The 19770-nt window shown below is 72.0% G+C and carries 17 protein-coding genes and 1 pseudogene; 11 read left to right on the forward strand and 7 right to left on the reverse strand.

The window, feature by feature from the left end:
- The first annotated feature begins 288 nt into the window (after positions 1–288).
- Both ABEA10_RS47640 and ABEA10_RS47645 read left to right on the forward strand, forming a co-directional pair.
- A complete protein-coding gene (locus tag ABEA10_RS47640; protein WP_329254299.1) occupies positions 289–867 on the forward strand; it encodes a TetR/AcrR family transcriptional regulator in 579 nt (192 codons plus the stop codon).
- 90 nt (positions 868–957) lie between these two features.
- Positions 958–1788: an MBL fold metallo-hydrolase gene (locus ABEA10_RS47645; protein ID WP_345475322.1), complete on the forward strand. Its 831-nt coding sequence runs from the start codon at positions 958–960 to the stop codon at positions 1786–1788.
- Positions 1789–1810: 22 nt separating this feature from the next.
- On the opposite strand, the gene ABEA10_RS47650 is transcribed toward ABEA10_RS47645, so the two are convergent.
- The 3 genes from ABEA10_RS47650 to ABEA10_RS47660 all read right to left on the reverse strand — a co-directional run bounded on the left by ABEA10_RS47650 (position 1811) and on the right by ABEA10_RS47660 (position 4938).
- Positions 1811–2212: an STAS domain-containing protein gene (locus tag ABEA10_RS47650; RefSeq protein WP_345475324.1), complete on the reverse strand. Its 402-nt coding sequence runs from the start codon at positions 2210–2212 to the stop codon at positions 1811–1813.
- A gap of 368 nt (positions 2213–2580) precedes the next feature.
- Positions 2581–3954: a tyrosine-protein kinase domain-containing protein gene (locus ABEA10_RS47655; protein WP_345475325.1), complete on the reverse strand. Its 1374-nt coding sequence runs from the start codon at positions 3952–3954 to the stop codon at positions 2581–2583.
- A gap of 24 nt (positions 3955–3978) precedes the next feature.
- The gene (locus tag ABEA10_RS47660; protein ID WP_329254285.1) at positions 3979–4938 is read right to left on the reverse strand and encodes an MraY family glycosyltransferase; all 960 of its coding nucleotides are present in this window, start codon (positions 4936–4938) and stop codon (positions 3979–3981) included.
- Positions 4939–5358: 420 nt separating this feature from the next.
- Between ABEA10_RS47660 and ABEA10_RS47665 the strand changes: the two genes are divergently transcribed.
- The 5 genes from ABEA10_RS47665 to ABEA10_RS47685 all read left to right on the forward strand — a co-directional run bounded on the left by ABEA10_RS47665 (position 5359) and on the right by ABEA10_RS47685 (position 11860).
- Positions 5359–6225: a hypothetical protein gene (locus ABEA10_RS47665; RefSeq protein WP_345475326.1), complete on the forward strand. Its 867-nt coding sequence runs from the start codon at positions 5359–5361 to the stop codon at positions 6223–6225.
- A 94-nt stretch (positions 6226–6319) separates the two neighbouring features.
- Positions 6320–7537: a glycosyltransferase gene (locus ABEA10_RS47670; RefSeq protein ID WP_345475327.1), complete on the forward strand. Its 1218-nt coding sequence runs from the start codon at positions 6320–6322 to the stop codon at positions 7535–7537.
- Entirely contained in the window at positions 7525–9447 is a 1923-nt protein-coding gene (asnB, locus tag ABEA10_RS47675; protein WP_345475328.1) for an asparagine synthase (glutamine-hydrolyzing), read from the forward strand. The genes ABEA10_RS47670 and asnB overlap by 13 nt, the downstream gene beginning before the upstream one ends.
- Positions 9447–10568: a glycosyltransferase gene (locus ABEA10_RS47680; protein WP_345475329.1), complete on the forward strand. Its 1122-nt coding sequence runs from the start codon at positions 9447–9449 to the stop codon at positions 10566–10568. The genes asnB and ABEA10_RS47680 overlap by 1 nt, the downstream gene beginning before the upstream one ends.
- Positions 10565–11860 (forward strand): oligosaccharide flippase family protein, encoded by a 1296-nt coding sequence (locus ABEA10_RS47685; RefSeq protein WP_345475330.1) that lies wholly within the window; start codon positions 10565–10567, stop codon positions 11858–11860. The genes ABEA10_RS47680 and ABEA10_RS47685 overlap by 4 nt, the downstream gene beginning before the upstream one ends.
- Here the strand turns inward: ABEA10_RS47685 and ABEA10_RS47690 are convergent.
- Positions 11837–12685, reverse strand: a complete 849-nt coding sequence (locus ABEA10_RS47690) for a class I SAM-dependent methyltransferase (RefSeq protein ID WP_345475331.1) — start codon at positions 12683–12685, stop codon at positions 11837–11839. The genes ABEA10_RS47685 and ABEA10_RS47690 overlap by 24 nt on opposite strands.
- Complete coding sequence (locus ABEA10_RS47695) at positions 12682–14070, reverse strand: O-antigen ligase family protein (RefSeq protein ID WP_345475332.1); 1389 nt, start codon at positions 14068–14070, stop codon at positions 12682–12684. Before ABEA10_RS47695 ends, ABEA10_RS47690 begins: the two co-directional genes overlap by 4 nt.
- Positions 14071–14153: 83 nt before the next feature.
- Between ABEA10_RS47695 and ABEA10_RS47700 the strand changes: the two genes are divergently transcribed.
- Positions 14154–15164, forward strand: coding sequence for an NAD-dependent epimerase/dehydratase family protein (locus ABEA10_RS47700; protein WP_345475333.1), 1011 nt, complete (start codon positions 14154–14156; stop codon positions 15162–15164).
- A 64-nt stretch (positions 15165–15228) separates the two neighbouring features.
- Entirely contained in the window at positions 15229–16407 is a 1179-nt protein-coding gene (locus tag ABEA10_RS47705) for a glycosyltransferase (protein WP_345475334.1), read from the forward strand.
- 42 nt (positions 16408–16449) lie between these two features.
- Here the strand turns inward: ABEA10_RS47705 and ABEA10_RS47710 are convergent.
- A pseudogene (locus tag ABEA10_RS47710) lies at positions 16450–16701 on the reverse strand (zinc ribbon domain-containing protein); the annotation flags it as partial.
- Positions 16702–17087: 386 nt separating this feature from the next.
- Between ABEA10_RS47710 and ABEA10_RS47715 the strand changes: the two are divergent.
- Both ABEA10_RS47715 and ABEA10_RS47720 read left to right on the forward strand, forming a co-directional pair.
- The gene (locus ABEA10_RS47715) at positions 17088–18035 is read left to right on the forward strand and encodes an NAD-dependent epimerase/dehydratase family protein (RefSeq protein WP_345475335.1); all 948 of its coding nucleotides are present in this window, start codon (positions 17088–17090) and stop codon (positions 18033–18035) included.
- A gap of 88 nt (positions 18036–18123) precedes the next feature.
- Positions 18124–19410 carry a nucleotide sugar dehydrogenase gene (locus ABEA10_RS47720; protein ID WP_345475336.1) on the forward strand — a complete coding sequence of 429 codons (1287 nt, stop codon included), beginning with the start codon at positions 18124–18126 and terminating at the stop codon, positions 19408–19410.
- An 88-nt stretch (positions 19411–19498) separates the two neighbouring features.
- Here ABEA10_RS47720 and ABEA10_RS47725 read toward each other — a convergent pair whose 3' ends face one another.
- Positions 19499–19708 carry a PspC domain-containing protein gene (locus ABEA10_RS47725; RefSeq protein WP_329254241.1) on the reverse strand — a complete coding sequence of 70 codons (210 nt, stop codon included), beginning with the start codon at positions 19706–19708 and terminating at the stop codon, positions 19499–19501.
- Between the last annotated feature and the right edge of the window lie 62 nt (positions 19709–19770).

The raw sequence follows: 19770 nt of genomic DNA on the forward strand, positions 1-19770 counted from the left end.
AGCTGGTTCATGCCGCGCTCGAGGCCGCGCCGCGCGTCCTCATCGAACGCGATCATCTTCGGGGACATCTCTGCTCCTGTTCTCTTCGGCGAAGGCGGACCGGGACGGCGCCCGCGACGGACGGCCCGCGAACGGGCCTCACCCCCCCGGCCCGCCCCTCGTGCCGGCACTCACCGGGCGCGTCCGCCCGGCACCGCCGCGCACTCTATCCACAACTTGCGCGCCACGCACATAGTGCGCGATAAGCAATTAGTGCGCAACACGCAATCGATGGCTAGGATGTGACCCATGGAAGACGCAGTGGACATGCGGACGCGCAACCGGCAGGCCACCCGGGAGGCGATCAGCACCGCCGCCCTGCGCCTGGCGCTGGAGCGGGGACCCGAGGGGCTGGCGCTCGTACGGGTGCGCGACATCGCCGAGGCCGCCGGGGTGTCGCCCCGCACCTACAACAACTACTTCTCCAGCCGGGAGGAGGCGATCTGCGCCTTCCAGTCCGACCAGGCGCGCCGGCTCGGGCAGGCGCTGCTGGAGCGCCCGGCCGACGAGCCGCTCGGCCAGGCCGTCACCGCGGCGGTGACCGAGTACTACGGAACCGCCGAGCCCGACCGGGCGGGCCTGCGCATGATCATGTGCACCCCGGCGCTGGAGGGCGAGGCGCTGAAGGCGTTCACCACGGCGGAGGGCCCGCTGGCCGAGGCGATCGCCGAGCGCACCGGCGGCGACGAGCTGTTCGCCCGGGTCATGGCCGCGGCGGTCGCCGGGGCGATCCGGGTGGCCGGCCGCCACTGGATCGAACGCGACGACTCCGAGCCGTTCGCCTCCATCCTGCGCCGGGCCCTCGCCCACGTCACGGCCGCCGCCTGACCGGGCCCCACCGGCGCGACTGATCACTCTCCGTAGCGGGTAGGTTCTGGCCTGCGCCGTGAGCGGCGCGCCGGGGAACCAGGGGGAACGATGGCAGGTCTGACCGACGCCGACGGGCTGTACTTCATCGGCAACGCCACCATGGTGATCCGCTACGGCGGGTTCACCCTGCTGACCGACCCGAACTTCCTGCGGCGCGGCCAGCGGGCGTTCCTGGGCTACGGGCTGAACTCGCGCCGGCTGCGCGACCCGGCGATCTCGATCGACGAGCTGCCCCGGATGGACGCCGTCATCCTGTCCCACCTGCACGGCGACCACTGGGACCGGGTCACCACCCGCCATCTCGACCGCGACCTGCCCATCGTCACCACGTCGCACGCGTCACGGGGGCTGGCCCGGCGCGGCTTCGGCCGCACCCGTCCCCTGCGGGTGTGGCAGGAGCACGAGTTCATCAAGCAGGGCCGCAGCGTACGGATCACCGCGATGCCCGGACGGCACGGCTTCGGGCTCGCGGGCCGCCTGCTGCCGCCGGTGATGGGCTCGATGCTGGAGTTCGGCCCGGCGGGCGGCGCCACGGAGCTGCGGATGTACATCAGCGGCGACACGCTGATGTACGACGACCTGAAGGAGATCCCCCGCCGCTACCCCGACATCGACCTGGGCGTGGTGCACCTGGGCGGCACGACGCTGTTCGGCCTGTCCATGGTCACGATGGACGCGCGGCAGGGCGCCGACTGGACCGAGATGATCCGCTGCCGCCGCGTGGTGCCGGTCCACTACGACGACTACACGGTCATGAAGTCGGGGCTGCCGGACTACGAGGCGGAGGCCCGCGACCGCGGCTTCATGGACAAGGTCCGCGCGGTCGGACGCGGCACGAGCATGCCGTTCGGCGACTTCGCGCGGACCGCCAATCGGTAGACGGGCTCGACGGCAGACGGGCTCAGCGCGGCGTCCCGGTGGGAGTGCCGCCGGGTGAGGAGTCCTCGTCCAGGGCCGCGACGACGGCCGTCGCGACCGCCGAGCCGACGTCGTCGAAGGTGGGGATCGCGCGCGCGACCGCGGTGATCTCGAACACCTTGCGGACGATGCCGCCCGGCGGCACCGCCGCGTACAGCGGGCGGTCCGTCGCACGGGCCCGGGTGTACGCGCGCAGCAGCGCGTTGACCGCCGATGAGTCGCAGAACGTCGTCCCGGTCAGGTCGGCGATGATCGGTTCGCCGCCGGAGTTGAGCAGCGCGAGCAACTGCTCGCGGACCCCGTCGGCGTTGGACGTGTCGATCTGCTCGGGCAGTTCGACGACCGTGTAGCGGCTGGTGCGCCAGGTGGGCAGAGCGGAAACCACGGCCCGTACCATCCAGATCCCCCTTGTGCCATTCCGAATGGTGGGGCGGTCTCACAGTTGGACCGCGACGACGCGTCTCACCGGGACACCGCGCTTCCCCACGCATTCGAACCCCGGCGGTGTCTCGCATTCGCGGCACCGGGCATCCCCCGCCCGGCGACGACCGCTCCGATGAGACGCTCCCCTTGCCAGGAGGTTATCCCCTTATTTCCCTACAGATACACCGATTTACCGCCGAACCGCCCATAGCTCCGCCCGCTGAGCAGGCGACACGTACCTGGACGTGGGGACGATCACACAGACGGCGGTGCGCTCGGCTCCGCGCCACAAAACCGCCGCCGTGCGGCCAGGCGGAACAGACGGTGCGCTCAGCGCTGCGCGGCGAGCCGCCGTCGGATGGCCGGGCGGAACAGGCGCAGGTCACCGCCGGGGTACGCGCCGCGTGCCGGCTGGTCGCCGTTGAGGACGGTTCCGAGCACGCGTGCGTGCACGGTCTCCAGTCGCTCGGCGGCCTGGGCGACGTCCTCCCGCCGGGTCCGGCCGTGCCGGGCGACGACGAGCGCGCCCGCGCACCCGCGGGCGAGGACCGCGGCGTCGGTGGTGGACAGCAGCGGGGGCGTGTCGATGAGCACGATGTCGGCGCGGTCGCCCAGCTCGTGCAGGATCGAGGACATCATCCGCGACGCGACGAGGTCGCCGGGGTTGCCCCTGGCCGCGCCGCCGGGCAGCACGGACAGCGTGTCGGGGCCCCACTGACAGAGCACCTCATCGACGGTACGGCCGCCGCTCAGGAGCTCCGCCAGCCCGTCGGCCTCCTCGACGCCGAGCCGGGAGGCCAGGGAGGAGCCGCGCAGGTCGGCGTCGACCAGGATCACTTTCCAGCCCGCCTCCGCGAGCGAGACCGCGAGGTTGCACGCGACGGTGGTCTTGCCCTCGCCGGGGAGGGCGCTGGTCACGACCACCGATCGGGGCAGGAAGTCGCCGCCCTGGGCGAACCGCAGGTTCGCGCGGATCCGGCGGAAGGACTCGGCGAGCGGCGCGTCGCCGCGTACGCCGAGGTCCATGCGTCCGTCGGCGGGCACCGTGCCCAGCACGGTGCCGCCCGCGACCTCGTGCAGGGCGCCCGCCGACCGGATCGAGGTGTCGGTGCGGTCCCGCAGGACGGCGCCGACCACGCCGACGGCGGCGCCGATGACCAGCCCGATCCCCAGGTTGACCAGGGGCCGGGGGCTCACCGGCACGCGGGGCGGATCCGCGTCGTCGGCGACCGTGACCCGTACGCCGGCCGGGGCGGTCCGGTCCGGCCGTTCGAGCCGGTCCACGTAGCCGGCGAAGGTGGTGCCCAGAGTGCGCGCGATCCGCATCGCCAGCTCCGGAGAGGCGTCGGTGACCGTGGCGCGCACCAGGACGGTGTCCGGCACCGCCACCGCGCTGATCTTCGGCCGCAGTTCCTCGGCGGTCATCCCGTCGCCCAGGGCCGTCGCCACGGCGGTGGCGACGGTCCGGCTCTGGATCAGCTTGGCGTAGGACTTCGCGCGGTCCTGGGACAGCAGCGACCCCTGGTAGGCCACTGCCGCGTTCCCCCCGTTCGCGGGCGCGGACACGATCATCGTGATCGTCGCGGCGTACCGCGGGCTCATCCGGGTCGTGGCGAAGGCCGCCGCGATGAGGGCGAGCAGGATCGAGGCCGCCACCAGCTTCCATCGGCGCCGCAGCAGTCGAAGGTAGTGCAGCAGTTCCATCCCGCTCCCCTTTCGGCCGGATCCCTAGGTCGTACGAAGCTGCTCGTCGGGCTTGGCGTACACCGGCACCTTGAGCAGCAGCCACACGAACACGCCGCCCAGCCCGGCGCCGATCGCGAGGGGCACGGGCGCCGGCACCCAGCCCTTCAGAACCGGGACGACCGCGAGGCAGGTGACCGCGGCGGTGCCGGACAGCGCGAACGCCACCTGCCCGGTGCTGAGACCGAGCCGGCGCAGCCGGTGCGAGACGTGGTCGGTGCCGCCGAGCATCAGCGGCCGGCCCGCGCGGCGCCGCGAGACCAGGACGACGCAGGTGTCGACGGTGGCGACGAAGGTGACCATGAGCGGCCCGGCCACACCCGTGTCGTCCGTCCGCGCGAACACGAAGAGCGCCGAAGCCGAGATCACGAAGCCGATGAACAGCGATCCGGCGTCGCCCATGAAGATCCGCGCGGGCGTCCAGTTGTGCGGCAGGAACCCGGCGCATCCGCAGGCCAGCGCGACGAGCAGCACGCTCACGCCCCTCTGCCCCACCATCATCGCGGGCAGCGCGAGGGACGCACTGGTCACGCAGGCGACGCCGGCCGCGGCTCCGTCCATGTTGTCGAGCAGGTTGAAGGAGTTGGTGATGACGACGATCCACAGCACCGGCAGGACGTAGTCGAGCCAGTTCCCGAAGATCTTCACGTGGCCGCCCGCGCCGACGACGGCCACGGCGGCGAGCCCCTCGACGGTCAGCCGCGGGTACGGCGACAGCGGCCGCAGGTCGTCGACCAGGCCGAGCAGCGCCACGGCCGTCGCGGCCACGAGCAGGATCCGCAGGCGCGGATCACCGCCGCTCAGCGCGGCGATCGTCGGCGCGATCACCCCGACGGCGATGACGACGCCTCCCAGGTACGGCGTCGGCCGCTCGTGACTCTTGCGCATGTCGGGCCGATCGGTCAACGACAGCTGAACGGCCAGCCTGCGCACGAATTCGGTCAATACCCCGACCAATACGAATGCAGCGACCGCCACCCACGTCATTGCCATTGATTCTGGTCTCTCGTTGACGGCAGCAGCTTCTCAGCTCTGTTACCGCGAGACGCGGCCCGTAAAACACCGGCGCACGGCAGACCAGTCGGCACACCGGTGCACGATTCGGGACACCGCGAATCGAAACATTCGACCGAATAAAAGATTGCCAACAATGGTCAATATTTCCAAGGTTTCAATGAACCGGCGCAGCATGATAGCGTGCAGCCTGGTTTTAGAACGGGACCACGGATGCCATTTTCTGGAGTGGCACAGAAAGCAATTCAATCGCACGGATAACGAAATGTCCAGATTGGCCAGGGGGGCCTGATGGGTTCGGCAATTAGAGTATCCGGTGGTATCGCCGCCGCCACACTGTTGATGACTGGAATGGCTGTCGCGCAGCCGGCGTACGCCCGCCAGACCGTGAACGTGCCCTGCAACACGGCGGCGCTGATCGCGGCGGTCAACGGCGTCAACAGCATCGGTTCGGGGACGCTCCTGCTGGCCTCGAACTGCGACTACGTCCTGACCACCGCGGCCGGGACCGGGCGCGGTCCGGACGGGCTGCTCATCACCGGCGACATCGCCATCATCGGCGGTAACTCGACGCGGATCACCAGGTCGGCCGCCGCCCCGGCATTCCGCGTCATGGAGGTCACATCGGGCGCCAGGCTCGACCTGCGGAACGTCTTCGTCTCCGGAGGACTGACCGACAACACGACGCCGACTAATGACTCGGGCGGCGGCATCCTCAACTCCCGCGGGACCATCCGCCTGTACCGCACGACCATCTCCGGCAACACCGCGGACAACGGCGCCGGAATCTCCAATGACAGCGGACGGCTGGTCGTCGACAGCACGCTCATCCAGAACAACACCACCCGCACCGGTGGCGGCGGTGGCGGTGGCGTGTACAACGACGGCTCGATGACGACGAACAACACCATCATCAGGGCCAACCGCGCGAACACGAACGGCGGCGGACTCTACAACGGTCAGGGCGGCCGGGCCGAGTTGTACCGGACCACGGTCGACCACAACACGGCCGGCGCCAACGGTGGTGGTATCTACAACGCCGCGGACGCCCGGTTGATCCTGCAGAGGACTCTGGTGCAGCTGAACACCGCCGCCAGCGGCGGCGGCATCTTCAACGCCGGCGTCCCGAGCCGGGTGTCGCTGAACAACAGCCTCATCCAGAACAACACACCGAACAACTGCGTGCCTCTGGGCTCGCTGTTCGGCTGCACGAACTGACCCGCGTTCCACCGGCGGTCGCCGCCGTGTGTGCCGGCATGCCTGACACACACGGCGGCGACCGCCCCAGAATGGAGATGCGTGGTGGCCGGCAATGGCTGAACTTCGCACGAGCGGCGAACGCACGAGCGACGAGCGCACGGACCGCCGCACCACCGACCGGGACCGGCGGCCGGCGGGGGCCTTCCCGGGCGGGCCCGCACGCGTCTGCCTGCTGATCGGCCAGCTCGGCCTCGGCGGCACCGAGAAGCAGCTCGTCCTGCTCGCCCAGGGCCTGCGCGCCCGCGGCATCGACGTTCACGTGCTCCTGATGTTCGAGGGCGGTCCGCGGGAAGGCGCGCTGCGGGCGGCCGGGATACCCGTCACCCACCTGGGGTTCGTCTCCGCCGCCGCGGGAGCGCGCATGCTGCCGGCCAACGCGGCCGCCTTCGCGCGGCTCGTCCGTCAGCTGCGGCGGCTGCGGCCCGCCGTTCTGCACGCCTTCCTGTTCCACAGCTACGTGACCGCCGCTCCGGCGGCGCGCCTGGCCGGCGTCCGCGTGCTGGTCGCGGGCCGGCGCAGCCTCGGTGACTTCAAGCGGGGCCGCCACGTCATGCTCGCGGTCGAACGCCTCGCCACCGGCATGACCGACCTGCTCGTGGCCAACGCCGAGGCCGTCGCCGAGGACACACGCCGCCAGGAGAAGGTCTCCCCCGACAAGATCGTCACCGTGTACAACGGCCTGCCGGACTCGGCGTTCGCCCCGGCCGCCCCCACGGTCATCGACACCACCGCGCCGGTCGTCCTGTGCATCGCGAACCTCAAGCCCGACAAGGGACACCGGTACCTGATCGACGCCGTCGCGCGCCTCCGCGACCAGGGCCTGCCGACCACCCTCGCCCTCGTCGGCGACGGGCCGCAGCGCCGCGCGCTGGAGGAGCAGACGGCACGCGTGGGCGCCGACGTACGGTTCCTCGGCACCCGTACCGACGTCGAGCCGCTCCTCGCCCGTGCCCAGGTCGTGGCACTGCCGTCCCTGCACGAGGGCATGAGCAACGCCGTCATGGAGGCGATGGCCGCGGGACGCCCGGTCGTCGCCACCGACGTCGGGGGAACCGGCGAGCTGCTGCGCGACCGCGGCGTCCTGGTGCCACCCTCCGACGGCGCGGCGCTGGCCGAGGGGATCGGCCGCGTGCTGCGCGACCACGGCCTGGCCGAGCGGCTCGCCGCGCGGGCGCGCGCCTGGAGCCTGGAGCACCTTCACGTCGACGCGATGGTCGACCGCCATGTCCAGATCTACCGAGAGCTGCTGGAGCGCCGATGTGCGGAATAGCGGGAACCGTGTCGGCCGGCGCACCGGACGCCGGGCTGGTCCACCGGATGTGCGACGCGCTCGTGCACCGAGGGCCGGACGGCGCGGGCTTCCACACCGACGACCACGCCGCGCTCGGCATGCGCCGGCTCGCCATCATCGACGTGGCAGGCGGTGACCAGCCGGTCTACAACGAGGACCGCACGATCGTTGCGGTCCTCAACGGCGAGCTGTACAACTTCCGCGACCTGCGCGACGCGCTGCGCCGCCGCGGGCACCGCCTGACCAGCGAGGGCGACACCGAGTGCCTCGTCCACCTGTACGAGGAGTACGGCGACGAGCTGGTCGACCATCTGCGCGGCATGTTCGCGTTCGCCCTCTGGGACGCGCGCCGTCGCCGCCTCCTGCTCGCCCGGGACCGCGTCGGCAAGAAGCCGCTGTTCTACCGGTCCGACGGCACCTCTCTCGTCTTCGGTTCGGAGCTGAAGGCGCTGATGCAGGATCCGTCGATGCCGCGCGAGGTCGACCCGGTGGCGCTCCACCACTACCTCACCTACCAGTACGTCCCGGCGCCCTGGTCGATCCTCCAGGGCGTGCGCAAACTCCCGCCCGGCCACGTGCTGGTCTGGCAGGACGGCCGGCACGAGCTCCGCCGCTACTGGCGGCTGGACTGCACGCCGCGCCCGGTCACCGACGAGCGCGAGGTGGCGGAGGAGCTGCGCGAGAGGCTCCTGGACGCCACCCGCGTGCGCATGGTCAGCGAACGCCCGCTGGGCGCCTTCCTGTCCGGCGGCCTGGACTCCTCGGCGGTCGTCGCTGCGATGGCACGCCAGACCACGGGCCGCGTGAGGACCTTCAGCATCGGCTTCGACGAGCAGAAGTTCGACGAGCGGCACTACGCCCGCAGGCTGGCCGAGTGGTACGGCACCGACCACCACGAGCTGGTCGTACGCCCGTCCGCGCTCGACGTGCTGCCGACGCTGGCCTGGCACTTCGACGAGCCGTTCGCCGACTCGTCGGCGATCCCCAGCTTCTACGTCGCCAGGATGAGCCGCGAACACGTGACCGTCGTGCTCAACGGCGACGGGGGCGATGAGACCTTCGGCGGCTACCGGCGGTACGTCGCGATGAACCGCACGCGGCGGATCCACCTGCCGGCGGCGCTGCGGCCCCGGCTCGGACGTCTCGGCGCGCTGCTGACCTCGCGCGGCGCGCCGCAGTCGCCGCCGTGGCAGGCCGGGCGCGTTCTGGAACTGCTCAGCCATCCGCTGTCGCACCGCTACGCGCGGATGATGTCCTACTTCGGTCCCGAACAGAAACTGGCGATCTACTCCGACGCCTTGCGCGAGCAGCTCGCCGGGGTGGACAGCTACGAGATCCTGGACGCGGCGTTCACCGCCTCGCTCGCCGGGTCCCAGCTCGGCGCCATCATGGACGTCGACATCAACACGTACCTGCCGGGCGACCTCCTCGTGAAGTCCGACATCACCACGATGGCCAACTCCATCGAGGGACGCTCGCCCTTCCTGGACCAGCACCTGATGGAGTGGGCCGCGAGGCTGCCGGCCGACCTGAAGATCCGCTCGGGCACGACCAAGTACCTGCTGAAGAAGGCGGTGGCGGAGTGGCTGCCGCCCGAGCTGGTCAACCGGCCGAAGATGGGCTTCGGGGTGCCGCTCGCGTCGTGGCTGCGGACCGAGCTACGCGGCCTGTCCTGGGACCTGCTCACCGACCACACGGCGCGCTCGCGCGGCCTGTTCCGCCACGACGCGATCAAGCGGCTGCTCCAGCAGCACGAGGAGGGCGCCGACCACAGCCCCCGCATCTGGGCGCTGATCCAGTTCGAGCTGTGGCACCGCGTCTTCATCGACGGCGCGCACACGCAGGCCGGCACGGCCATCGCGGCGGGTGCCGACAGCTGGCGGTCCTGATGGCCGACCGGCCGCTCCGCATCGTGCTGTCCATCGGGTCCCTCCAGGTCGGCGGGACCGAGTCCCAGCTCGTCAAGCTGGCCGGGCGTCTGACGGCCCGCGGCCATGACGTGCACGTCATCGCGGTCAGCCGTGGCGGCCCGTACGAGGACGATCTGCGGGCCCTGGGCGTGCCCACGCGCGTCTTCTCCTACGCGGGTCTGCGAACGCGCGACTCCTCCGGCCGCCGGGACCCGCGGATCCTGCTCGCCGAGATCCGCAAGCTCCTGGCGATGTGGCGGCACCTGCGGACCCTGCGGCCCGACGTCTGCCACGGGTTCCTGTTCACCTGCTACACCCACGTCCTGCCCCTCGCCTGGCTGGCGGGCGTGCCGGCGCGGGTCAACGGGCGCCGGGGCGCGTCGCCGCAGGAGCCGACCGGGCTGCTGCGCTCAGCGCTGGACTTCGCCGGCCACCGCTCCTCCAGCCTCTACGTGACCAACTCCCGCGCCCTGGGGGCCCGCCTCGTACGGGACGAGAAGGTGCCCGCCGACCGCATCGAGGTGATCGCCAACGGGGTCGAGCCGCCCGGGCGCGTCGCCGATCCCGCCCGGAGCCCGGCGCGCGGGATCGTGGTCGCGAACCTCATCGCCTACAAGGGGCACGCCGACCTGGTCGAGGCGCTCGCCCTGCTGCACTCCCCTCCGCCGGTCTGCCTCGTCGGCGAGGGACCCGAGCGCGAGCCGCTCACCGCGCTGATCCGGGCGCGCCGGCTCGGGCACGTGGTCCGGCTCGCCGGAGGCGTGCCCGACGCGCGTGCGCTGCTCGCGGACTACCAGTTCGCCGTACTGCCCTCCCACGCCGAGGGGCTGCCGAACGCGGTCCTGGAGGCGATGGCCGCGGGCCTGCCGGTGGTCGCCACACGCGTCGGCGGCGTGCCCGAGGTGCTGGCCGACGGCGTGGCGGGCCTGGTCGTACCGCCGCGCGACCCGGCCGCGCTGGCCTCCGCCATTGAGCGGCTCGCCCGGGATCCGGAGCTGCGGCGGGCGATGGGCGCCGCCGGGCGCCGCGCCGCCGAACGGCTGAGCGTGGACGAGTGCGCCGCCCGGCACGAAGCGGTGTACCGGCGGCTGCTGCGGTGACCGCCGCGGTCCGCCAGGTCGCGCACACGGTCGGCATCCGCGCCCTCTTGGTGGTCCTGGGCGCGGTCAGCGGCGTCGTCATCGCCCGCGCGCTCCAGCCGGAGGGGCGCGGCGCGTACTACGTCATCACCACGATCGCCACCATCACGATCTCCGTCGGCCACCTGTCCATCGAGCAGTCGCAGGTGTGGCTGTGGTCGCGCGGTGTCGACCGGCGGGCCCTGGCCGCGAACGGGCTGGTGCTCGGGCTGGCCGTGGGCACTCTCGCGGCGGTCGCCGCCGGGGTGCTCGTCGGCGTGCTGGGGCAGGACGTCATCCCGATCGCCGGTTACGGGCAGCTCGCCACCGCGCTCGCCGCGATCCCGTACGCGATGGCCGTGGTCTACCTGAACAACATCCTCGTCCTGCGCTCGCGGGTGCAGGTGGTCAACACCGCCGCGCTGCTCGGCGGGGTGCTGCAGTGCGGGCCGCTGCTGCTCCTCGCGTACCTGACCCGGCTGTCGTCCGCGGAGGTGGTGCTGCTGTGGGCGGTTTCGGTGACGGTGCCGCTCGCGGTGGTCGTGCCGGCGGCGCGCCCGCGGCTGCGCCACTGGGACCGGTCGCTCGCGCGGCGGGCCGTCGACCGCGGCCTGCGGTACCACCTCGGGCTGACCTCGCTGTTCCTGCTGTTCCGCTCCGACATCCTGATCCTGGACGCGATGACGACGACCGCGGCGGTCGGCCTGTACTCCCTCGCGGTCAGCCTCGCGGAGCTGACGCGGCTGGTCACGGACGCCATCGCGCAGATCGCGCTGCCCCGCCAGCTCGGCACCGACGACAAGGGGGCCGCCGCCGCGACCCTGGCCGTCACGCGCCTCAGCACGATCGTCGCGGTCGCCTCGGCCGTCCTGATGTGCCTGGCGGCGCCGCCGCTGGTGCCTCTCGTGTACGGCAAGGCGTTCGCGGGCAGCGTGCCGTCGCTGATCGCGCTGGCCCCGGGCCTGCTGGCGCTCGGCGCGACCCGGCCGATCGGGGCGTACCTGCTGCGCCTGGACCGCCCGATGCTCGCCTCGTCCATGTCGGTGGCGGCCCTGCTGGTCAACGTGGCGCTGAACTTCGCGCTCGTGCCGTTCTTCGGCATCGTCGGCAGCGCGGTCGCCTCCAGCATCGCGTACGTGACGCTGGCCGCCCTGCAGGCCGCGTGGTTCGTCCGCGCCAGCGGGGTGTCGCCCCGCGACCTGCTGCCCGGCCCCGCCGAGGTGGCGTACGCGCGGGGCCGGTTGGGGCTGTCAGCCGCGCGCCGGGGTGTCTGAGGAGCGCTCGAAGACGTACTCGTTGCAGCCGATGCCGCCGGCGCAGGTCTTCAGGTGACGCAGTTCGAAGCCGCGCTCGCGCATGAAGGCGAACACCTCCTCCGGCTTGGCCACCTCGAACGGGTAGCCGCCGACCCAGTCGACCAGGTCGTGTCTCGCCGACATGCCGCGCGCCCGCGGCGGGCGCACGAGCGCCGTCTCGCCGCCCCGGACCAGCTCCAGCGCGGTCGCCAGCGGCTTGCGGCGGTACAGGTAGGCGGCACTGCCCAGGACGAGCAGCCGCCGCGCCAGCGCGCCCGACCGGTTGTACCGGCGCTTGACCCGCCGCCACAGGCGGCTTTCCAGCCCCTGGTCGTTGTAGATGGAGATGAACAGCAGGCCGTCCGGCGCGACGAGGCCGGCGGCGTGGTCAACGGCGCGCCACAGCTCGCCGGTGTGGTGCAGCACGCCCCACGAGTAGACGATGTCGAACCGGCCGAGCCCGGCGACGCCCTCCTCGTCCAGGATCGATCCGGTGGAGATCGTCCAGTCCGCGTCCGGCGCGAACCGGTCGCGCAGCGCGACCGTCGCGGCGACCGACTCGGGGTCGTAGTCGAAGGAGCGGACGCGCGCGCCCATGCGGTGCGCGGCGAGCGAGAACAGGCCGCTGCCGCACCCCACGTCGAGGAAGCTCCGGCCGGTCAGGTCGGTGGTGCCGAGCGGACCGGCGAGCGAGCCGACGGCGGCCTTGATCCTCCTCTCGTCGACGAGCTCGATGAAGGCGCGCCAGTTGCTGCCGAAGGCGAACCGGTCGCCGTCCAGGACCTCTTGCCGGCCGTCGATCATGTCTTCACTCCTAGTGCCGAGTTGATGGGGTGCTCCCGCGACGCGGGCGCGGCGAGCAGGCAGCCCAGGGCCAGCCAGAACGGCGTGCTGACCACGAGATTCGCCAATGGGTTGGCGAAGAGCATGCCGACCGCGTAGGCGGCGACCATCGCGCGCTGGACCGCCGCCTCGCCCGATGCCGGGCTTTTCATGCCGAGCCAGATCAGTACGAGAAAGACGATGAGCGCCGGAATTCCGGTCTCGGCCGCCAATCGCAGGTAGTCGTTGTGGGTGGCGATGTAAATACCGAGGTGGGGGGAGTTTTCGGCATAGGAGGGAAAGACGCCGTAGCCGATTCCGCGCAGCGGGTGCTCGGCCGCGACCTTCGCGGCGTACCACGCGACGTGCTCGCGGACGGAGGAGTCCTGGCTCAGCTCCGCCGCCGGCCGGTCGCCGACCGCGACGTGCTCGACGGTGTCGATCGCGGCGGGGAAGACCGTGCCGAGGACGGCGGCGGTGGCCACGATCGCCACCTGGATCCCGCGCCGCCTGCCCTGGAGGAGCACGACGGCCACCCCGGCCGCCGCCGAGACGAACGCGCCTCGCGACTGGGTCGCCGCCATCGCGGCCACGCAGACACCGGCGGGCACCAGCCAGGCGGGCCGCCGGTGCCGGAGCGCCAGCCCGGCCGCGGCGACGAACGGCAGGGCGAGGAGGGCGCCGAGGAAGTTGGGGTTCTGGGCGAAGCCGACGAGCCGGCCGCCCTCCCGTTGCCCGGCGGCCAGGACCCATCCGGCCACGACCGCCCCGGCCAGGGCGGCGACCCGCGCCATCAGGCCCGCCGGAGGCGGGGACGCGACGACGGCCGCGAGCAGCCCCAGGCCGGCGAGCAGGCCGATCAGGTCCGAGAAGCGGTCGGGCGCGGTCCCCGGCCCACCGGCGGGCAGCACGTACGCGAGGAGCACCAGGAGCCCGAGCAGGGCGATCCACAGGTGCGCCGGACGCGGCGTGCGGGTGCCGGCCACGAGCTGGACCGCCACGACCATCGTCACCGCGGCGATGGCGCCGAGCGTGACGGACGTCGCGCCCGACAGCCCGGCCAGCAGGCTCACCGGGATCACGGCCAGGACGCCCGCCGGGCCGCACACGGTGAGCACGCCGAGCGCGAGCATCGCCACCGCGCCGACCACCGGCCATGAGCGGTCGACCACCAGGAAGGCGACCACGGGTGCGGACAGCGGCAGCAGGGACGACGGCCGTGCCGCGGCGCGGCGGAGCGAAGCCGCGCGCGCCTCCGTGGTCGTGCCGCCTCGTCGCATCGCCCCCGCCCGCCGGCGCGGACTCTGTCGATCCGGCACCGCGATGATGTCGTGGCCGTGTGCGCTGATGACCGACTTTTTGATCACCAGTTTCCGACCTGAAGTGACTGCGTGATCACGAAGGGTAGTGCTACCTGCACTGACCACTCGGAATTTCGAGAGGGCGTGTCATGGCGGACAGGACTGGAACGCGCTATTTGGTGACGGGCGGCGCCGGTTTCATCGGCTCTTATCTGGTCAATGCCCTATTAGCCCGTGGTGACACCGTTGTCGCCCTGGACAATCTGCAGACGGGGCGGCTCACCAATCTGGAAGAGGCGAGCGAGTCTCCGCACTTTCATTTCGTGCACGGCTCGGTGCTCGACGAGCTCGTGGTGGACGAGCTGGTACACCAGTGCGACGTCGTCGTGCACATGGCGGCGGCGGTGGGCGTCCGGCTGGTGGTCGAACAGCCGCTGAAGTCGCTCACCACCAACATCCGGGGTTCGCAGGTGGTGATCGAGGCGGCCCATCGGTACCGCCGCAAGATCCTCATGGCCAGCACGTCGGAGATCTACGGGAAGAACTCCCTGGGACCGCTGCACGAGACCGCGGACCGGATCCTGGGCAGCCCGTCGATCGTCCGCTGGGCCTACAGCACCGCCAAGGCCGTCGATGAGATCCTCGCCAACTGCTACCACCGCGAGCGCGGCCTGCCCACGATCGTCGTCCGGCTGTTCAACACGGTCGGCGCGCGGCAGAGCCCGGCGTACGGCATGGTCATCCCACGGCTGGTGCAGCAGGCGCTGCGGGACGAGCCGCTGACCGTCTACGGGGACGGCCGGCAGACCCGCTGCTTCGCCCACGTGCTCGACGTGGTGGAGGCGCTGCTCCGCCTGCTCGACGACGACGCGGCGATCGGGCAGACGTTCAACATCGGGTCCTCCGAGGAGATCAGCATCGGCCGCCTCGCGGAGGCGATCGTCGCCCGCTGCGAGAGCAGGTCGCGGATCGAGCTGATCCCCTACGACGAGGCGTACGGGGCCGGCTTCGAGGACATGCAGCGGCGGGTGCCCGACACGACGAAGCTGCGCACGCTCACCGGCTGGCAGCCGCGCCACACGCTCGCCGACGTGCTGAGCGACGCCATCACCGAGGCGCGCCGCGAGGCCGCCCCCCGACCCGACCTGGTGTCGTCATGAACGAGCGGAGCGAGCGAATCGACGAGCACAGCGTGCCCGGCCCCTCTCCGATGAAGGAGGACTCATGACGGACGAGCGCATTCGAGTGATGCGGGTCATCGCGCGGATGAACGTCGGCGGGCCGGCGTTGCAGGCGAGCGTGCTGATGCGCGGCCTGGACCGGGAGCTGTTCGACCAGCGCCTGTACACCGGGAACGTCGAACCGGGCGAGGCCGACTACCTCGACCTGCGTGCGCGTGACGTCACGCCGCACCGGATCGCCACCCTGGGCCGGTCGATCCGTCCGGCCGACGACGCGCGGGCGGTCGCCTCTCTCGTCGCCGCGATGCGGCGGTTCCGCCCGCACATCGTGCACACGCACACGGCCAAGGCCGGGCTGCTCGGGCGTACGGCGGCCGTGCTCGCCCGGGTGCCGGTGCGCGTGCACACCTACCACGGCCACCTGCTCTACGGCTACTTCTCACCCGCGAAGACGAAGATGGTGGTGCGGAGCGAGCGGATGTCCGCCCACCTCTGCGACCGTCTCGTGGCCGTCGGCACGCGGGTGCGCGACGAGCTCGTCGCGGCGGGCATCGGCCGTGCGGAGCAGTACACCGTGGTGCCGCCCGGCACCGAGCTCGGCACACCGCCCGATCGCGCCTCCGCGCGGCTCGCCCTCGGCGTGCCCGGCGGCGAGCCCGTCGTCGCGTTCGTGGGCCGCCTCACGGGCGTCAAGCGGCCGGACCGGCTGGTGGAGGTCGCGCGGGAGCTGCGCCGGCTCGTCCCCGGCGTGCGGTTCGTGATCTGCGGAAGCGGTGACGCCGCCGGCGAGGTCACCGCGGCGGTGCCGGAGTTCGGCGGCGCGATGCGGATGGTGGGCTGGCGGCGCGACATCGAGACCGTCTACGCCGCTGCCGACCTGGTGCTGCTCACCTCCGACAACGAGGGAATGCCGGTCTCGCTGATCGAGGCCGGGCTGTCCGGCGTGCCGGTCGTGGCGACCCGTGTCGGAAGCGTCGCCGAGGTCGTGCACGACGGCGTCACCGGCCTGCTCGCGCCCTGCGACGCCGGCGCGCTGGCCCGCCGGGCGGCGAGCCTGCTCCTGGACGACCCGCGGCGCCGCGAGATGGGCCGCCGGGCACGGGCGTGGGCCACCCAGCGGTTCGGGGCCGAGCGCCTCGTCGCCGACATCACCGGGATCTACGCGTCCATCGCCCAGGAACGGGGCTGGTGGCCCGTACGACAGAAGGAGGGGGCCCGTTGACGTCCTCCCCTGTCTGAAGGCGGGGGATTCCAACCCGATCACCTACACACAGGAGGGCACAGGTTGAGGTTCGCGGTTCACGGCCCCGCCCAACGGCTGGAGGGCTCCCCGCTCGGGAGGTCGGCCGGGGTCGGTTGGTCGGGGCAGGAACGTCACCGTCCGCCCGACGGCGATGTTCTTCGCTGCGTTCACGTCCGCGTGGTCGGTGTGCCCGCAGGCGCGACAGCGGAAGACCGCTTGGCTCTCACGGTTGTCCGCTGCGCAGTGCCCACAGGCATGACAGGTCTGAGGCGTACCGAACGACTTGGCCTCGGCGGGGATGTCGCGGGACCAGCGGAACCGCACCCAGCCCACCTTCGGGGTCCGAACCTCACCGACCTTGCGGGACAGCCGCCGAACATCCCAGTGACGGCCGCGCTGCCCGACGATCAGCTGGCGGGACTGTTCGGCGTACTCCGGCGCACTCGCCCGCCCCGGCCGCCAATGCAGATGCTGCTCACAAGCGAGATTCCACACCTATCAGGCATGCGCGCAGTGCTCCAGCAACACCGCCTCCTGAGCGGGCATGGGCTGGAGTCGAAATCGCATGCCGGCACGCTAACCACCACCACCGACATTCCAAGGAGGGAGCGGCGTGCCTTCCCCGGCCCGAAGGCCAGGGTCTCCACGCCGCGCAGCCGATGAAGGTCCTTGTGACCGGGGGCGCCGGTTTCATCGGCGCCAACCTGTGCCGCGAACTCATGGGGCGGCCCGAGGTCGACCGGGTGGTCGCGCTGGACGACCTGAGCACCGGGTGCGCCGGCAACCTCGACGGCACCGGCGCCGAACTCGTCGAGGGCAGCATCCTCGACACCGTCGTGCTCGGCCGGCTCGTGGCCGAGGCCGACGCCGTCGTGCACCTGGCCGCCCGTCCGTCGGTCCCCCGGTCGCTCGCCGACCCGGTGGCCAGCCACGACGTGAACGCCACCGGGACGGTGCGCGTCCTGGAGGCCTGCCGGCGGGAGACGGTCCACGTGGTGGCGGCCTCGTCCTCCTCGGTGTACGGCTCGGTGGCGTCGCTGCCCAAGCACGAGGACCTGCCGACGCGGCCGCTCAGCCCGTACGGGGCCAGCAAGCTCGCGACCGAGGCGTACGTCCTGGCGTACGGGGCGAGCTTCGGGCTGCCGTCGCTGGCCTTCCGGTTCTTCAACGTGTACGGCCCGCTGCAGCCGGCCGGGCACGCGTACGCCGCCGTCGTGCCGACCTTCGTCGACGCGGCGATGCGCGGGGAGCCTCTCCTCATCCACGGGGACGGGTACCAGACGCGTGACTTCACCTTCGTCGGGACGGTGACCGGAGTGCTCGCCGACGCCGTCCTGCGGCGGGTCACGAGCGACGAGCCGGTGAACCTGGCGTTCGGCACGCGGGTGTCGGTGCTGGAGCTGACCCGCCGGCTGTCCGGGGTGCTGGGCACCCCCGTCGAGGTGCGGCACGGCCCGCCGCGCGCGGGCGACGTCCGGGAGTCCCAGGCCGCGGACGACCGGCTCCGGCGCCTCTTTCCCGGCGCCACGGCCGTGCCCCTGGAGGAGGGGCTCCGGCGGACGGTGGCCTGGTTCCGCGGGCGTCCGGTGTACGCCGCCGCGCCCTGACCCGCGGCGTTCGCTCAGGCCTGTCCGGCAGGGGGCGTCCGACGGGCCGTTTCGATCATGGCAACTCGTGCAACCGGGGGGACACATCATGGATCAGTCACGAGGCGATCGGCTCGTCGAATGGGACCTCGTCGTCGTCGGCCTGGGCTATGTGGGAATGCCGCTCGTCCGCGAGGCGGTACGGGGCGGGATGCGGGTCGCCGGACTCGACGTCGACCCCGGCCGGATCGCTCGGCTCAACGCCGGAATCTCCCACGTGGACGACATCTCCGACGGCGAGGTCACGACGCTGCTCGCGCAGGGGTTCCGCGCCACTTCGGACGAGCGCGTGCTGGCCGCCGCCGACACGGTGGTGATCTGCGTGCCCACGCCGCTGGACGAGGACCGCAGGCCGGACCTGGGCGCGGTGATCGGGGCCGGCCGCACGGTCGCGGACCATCTCGGCCCGGACACCCTGGTCGTACTGGAGTCGACCACGTGGCCCGGCACGACCGAGGAGGTGCTGCGCCCGCTGCTGGAGAAGAGCGGGCTGTCCGCGGGGATCGACTTCCACCTGGCCTACTCACCCGAACGGATCGACCCCGGCAACCCGGTCTACGAGCTGCGCAACACCCCGAAGATCGTCGGCGGGGTGACGAGCGCGTGCCTGGACCGCGCCATGGCGTTCTACGGCAAGCTCGTGGAGCAGGTCGTGCCGGTGCGCGGCACCCGCGAGGCCGAGATGGCCAAGCTGCTGGAGAACACCTACCGGCAGGTCAACATCGCGCTCGTCAACGAGATCGCCGTCCTGTGCGACGAGCTGGCGATCGACGTGTGGGACACGATCTCGGCGGCGGCCACCAAGCCGTTCGGCTACCAGCCGTTCCGGCCCGGCCCCGGCGTGGGCGGGCACTGCATTCCGATCGACCCGAGCTACCTGTCGCACCGGGTGCGGCGCCTGGGACAGCAGTTCCAGTTCGCCGAGCTCGCCCAGCAGGTCAACGACCGGATGCCGGCGTACGTCGCCGAGCGGGCGGCGCGTCTGCTGCACCGGCACGGCCGCTGCGCCAACGGCGCCGACGTCGTGCTGCTCGGCGTGACGTACAAGCCCGACGTCGCCGACGGCCGCGAGTCGCCGGCCGAGCCTCTCGCCCGGCGGCTGGACGCCGCGGGGGCCAGGGTGAGTTACCACGACCCGCTCATCGACGAGTGGACGGCCGGCGGGGTGCCCGTGCGGCGGGTCCACGACCTGGAAGAGGCGCTCGACGCCGCCGACCTGGCGATCCTGCTCCAGCCGCACCGGTCCTTCGACCTGTCGCTCGTCGCGACGCGTGCGACGCTGGTGCTCGACACCCGCGGCGTGCTGCCGCCGTCGGACACCGTCGAGCGCCTCTAGGTCACGTCTCACGGTCCCCGTCCGCAGCGAGCGGCGCGCGGTAGGACAGCGGGGCTTTGAGACGCGCCCTGGGCCCGGGTCGCCGGCGTCACATCGTCGGGTGCGAGGCGGCGTACTTGCGCTCGTCCGGCATGATGATCCACAACGCGATGTAGACGAGGAACTGCGGCCCGGGCAGCACGCAGGAGATGATCGCCAACAGCCGTACGGTCCAGGCGCCGAGCCCGAACCGGCGGGCGAGCCCGGCGCACACGCCGCCGATGACGCGACCCTGGCGCGGGCGGTAGAGACCGTTCATGTCGTCTTCCTCCTCGGGATGACCTGCTGCTTCTTACGTTAGGGACGCGGACGCCCGCGCGC

The organism is Actinoallomurus oryzae, assembly GCF_039541955.1.
GTDB classification, from domain to species: domain Bacteria; phylum Actinomycetota; class Actinomycetes; order Streptosporangiales; family Streptosporangiaceae; genus Actinoallomurus; species Actinoallomurus oryzae.